At 55.8% G+C, this 2,438-nt stretch carries 2 protein-coding genes; one reads left to right on the plus strand and one right to left on the minus strand.

Annotated features, from left to right (window positions below; genetic code table 11):
* Positions 1–47: 47 nt before the first annotated feature.
* Positions 48–2,135, minus strand: a complete 2,088-nt coding sequence (locus WMO24_RS00065; RefSeq protein WP_349213963.1) for an AAA family ATPase — start codon at positions 2,133–2,135, stop codon at positions 48–50.
* Between WMO24_RS00065 and WMO24_RS00070 the strand changes: the two genes are divergently transcribed.
* Positions 2,122–2,400 (plus strand): hypothetical protein, encoded by a 279-nt coding sequence (locus tag WMO24_RS00070; RefSeq protein ID WP_349213965.1) that lies wholly within the window; start codon positions 2,122–2,124, stop codon positions 2,398–2,400. The two genes, WMO24_RS00065 and WMO24_RS00070, sit on opposite strands and share 14 nt — an antisense overlap.
* Positions 2,401–2,438 lie beyond the last annotated feature (38 nt).

Consider the following 2,438-nt stretch of genomic DNA (forward strand, 5'->3'; position numbering starts at 1 on the left):
CCCCCCCCCCCCCCCCCCCCCCCCCCCCCCCCCCCCCCCCCGCTTTTCTATGCGTCGTTGACAACGCCGGAAAGGTCAAAGTCCTCGGGGATCAGTGTGGAGAGATCTGCACTGGTATCTCTGGAAACTCTGCGCGACTGAGCAAGAATTGCTTCTTCCACTTTGTTGCGGGCAAGCCGTCCGTTTCCGGCTTCACGGGCGCGGGTCATCTGCACGGCATTAAAATACGTCCGCAACGGATCATCACAGCGCACGTCCAGCACATAACCCTTGCTTTTGGCCTGCAACCGGGCAATGGCGAGCAGTTCGTCACCGGTGTAATCGGGAAATTCGATGATATTGGGAAAACGGCTTTTCAAACCGCTGTTGGCGGAGAGAAATTCGTTCATCTCGCGGGTATAGCCCGCCAGAATCACCACCAGTTCGTCCCGGTGGTCCTCCATCCCCTTGACCAGCGTGTCAATGCATTCCAAACCAAAGCTGTCATCTTTTCCGCGGTACAGGCTGTACGCTTCATCGATGAACAACACGCCGCCCAGTGCGGAATTCAGCACCTGCGTGGTCAGAGGGGCAGTATGGCCTACGTATTTTCCCACAAGGTCAGCCCGGGTCACTTCCACCAGCTGACCACCGCTGAGAACACCGATGGCCTTCAGATATTTGCTGATCAGGCGTGCGATGGTGGTTTTGCCGGTGCCGGGATTCCCAGTGAAGATCATGTGCATGGAAACACCGGAAGTCTTCAGCCCCTGGGCTTCTCTTCGCTTCTGCACCCGATGGTTTTCTTCCAGGCTGAGGACATATTCCTTCACATCGGAAAGGCCCACGATCTTTTCCAGTTCCGCCTTCACTGCGGCAAGATCGCCGTTGTAGCTCGCGGGAAGAAGTGACGCGGCTTCAATGACTGTTCCGTTAAAATCCAGTTGCGGATGGCCGTCTTTTACGCATACGGAAACCGGGATCCGACCGCCGGGTGCCTGTTCCAGTTTGTATTGCGCCAGGGCCCGGTACAGCTTTTCGAAGAAATCCAGAATGGGCTGAGCACCGGGCGTGTTGCCCTGTTTCGCTGCAAAATCCAGCAGAGAATCCTGCGCGGTGACAGAAAATTCCAGCGTGTGTTCGGCGCGCGCTGCGAGAAGCGACCATTCCTGCCGCGCAATCTCCAGACGGGCCTGAGGAGACAGCGGCTGCGTCTGGCAAAAGTCGCTGAGTGCCGTTACAAACGGCGCGCCAAAGCGTTCCGCCAACTTTTCCAGCCCCTCTTCCTCTAAAAAGATCAAATACTTTCCGTGGGGGGTTAACTGGCTGATGGCGTCCTTCACCAGCGAAGCGCCGGCGTCCACCAAGCGACCATTCTGAAGCACATAGCGGCTGGCAAGCGGGTGTGCGCCCTTCTGTACCAGATTGGCCAGGACTGTGAGAAAGCCGGGATGACATTGCCCGGAATGCAGAAAGCACACAAGGTCGCAGGACCCGGCCAACGCCATATACAGATCCTGCAAAAACAGCTTTTCTTCCGTTGCGGTGGGGTAGAGGGAGAGATCCAGCCAGGCGATCTGGCCGGCAGAAAACACATTCTTTTCAGCCAGAAATTCTGCAGCCCGTCGCAGGGCAAGGCGCCGGCCGGTTGCTGCAGGGCCGCTGATAAAGACCGCACCCCGGGCATCTTCACCGCTGTGATTCATGACATAGGGACGTTTGAGCGCGATGCACAGCTGACGCAGATAGGTCTCCTGGCCAAACACGCACTTCTCCAGTGCCGCATCCAATCCTTCAAAGCCATCCAGCCCGACACGTTTCTTTTCTGCTCCGGCGCGCTGGGGTTTGGCGAGCGCCTGAACCGCAGGTGTTTCCAGTTCCTGTTCAATGCGGCTGATGTCTGCCAGAGCCGTTTGATTCAGCGCTTCAATTTCCCGTCGCTGGCTGGCGGCACGGGCCTCCAGTTCTTTCTGCATAGCCAGTACATTTTGCTGAACGGAATCGATCGACGCCTTTTTTCGCCGCGCGGAAGAAGCGACAGATTTGGAAGCCCTGACGGGTTGCGCATGAAGTTCGGGCAAAGGCGTGTCCGAAGCATCTGAACGGGTGCGCCGCCCGAAAACCTGATTTAAAAGGTCATCAATGTCGTTTTTCATGGGGACCTCCGTAAAAGTTGTTTTTTTTATTGTAGCACGCAGGGAAGAGACTGTCAGCAAATTTTCTGAAAATGGCCTTTTTCGACGGCAGAGCAAAGATTCCGGCGCAAAAGCCTGTGAAAAGCAGGCGCTTTGCGTCAAAAGCGCATTTTGCCTTTTGACGGGCTGCGAACAGGCGGAGATCGGCAGGCATAGCATGCACCAGGACGCAGAACATACGTCCAATACAGAAAGATTAACTATTAAAAGTCAACCCCGAAAATGAATGGTGGTGGTGAAAAAGAGATGGCTCAAAAAAGGTAT

This window comes from Ruthenibacterium intestinale, assembly GCF_040096265.1.
In the GTDB taxonomy this organism is placed as follows: domain Bacteria; phylum Bacillota; class Clostridia; order Oscillospirales; family Ruminococcaceae; genus Ruthenibacterium; species Ruthenibacterium komagatae.

Coding starts and splice junctions, on each gene's coding strand:
- WMO24_RS00070 (WP_349213965.1), top strand. CDS start 2,122: ATGTCGTTTTTCATGGGGACCTCCGTAAAAGTTGTTTTTTTTATTGTA.
- WMO24_RS00065 (WP_349213963.1), bottom strand. CDS start 2,135: ATGAAAAACGACATTGATGACCTTTTAAATCAGGTTTTCGGGCGGCGC.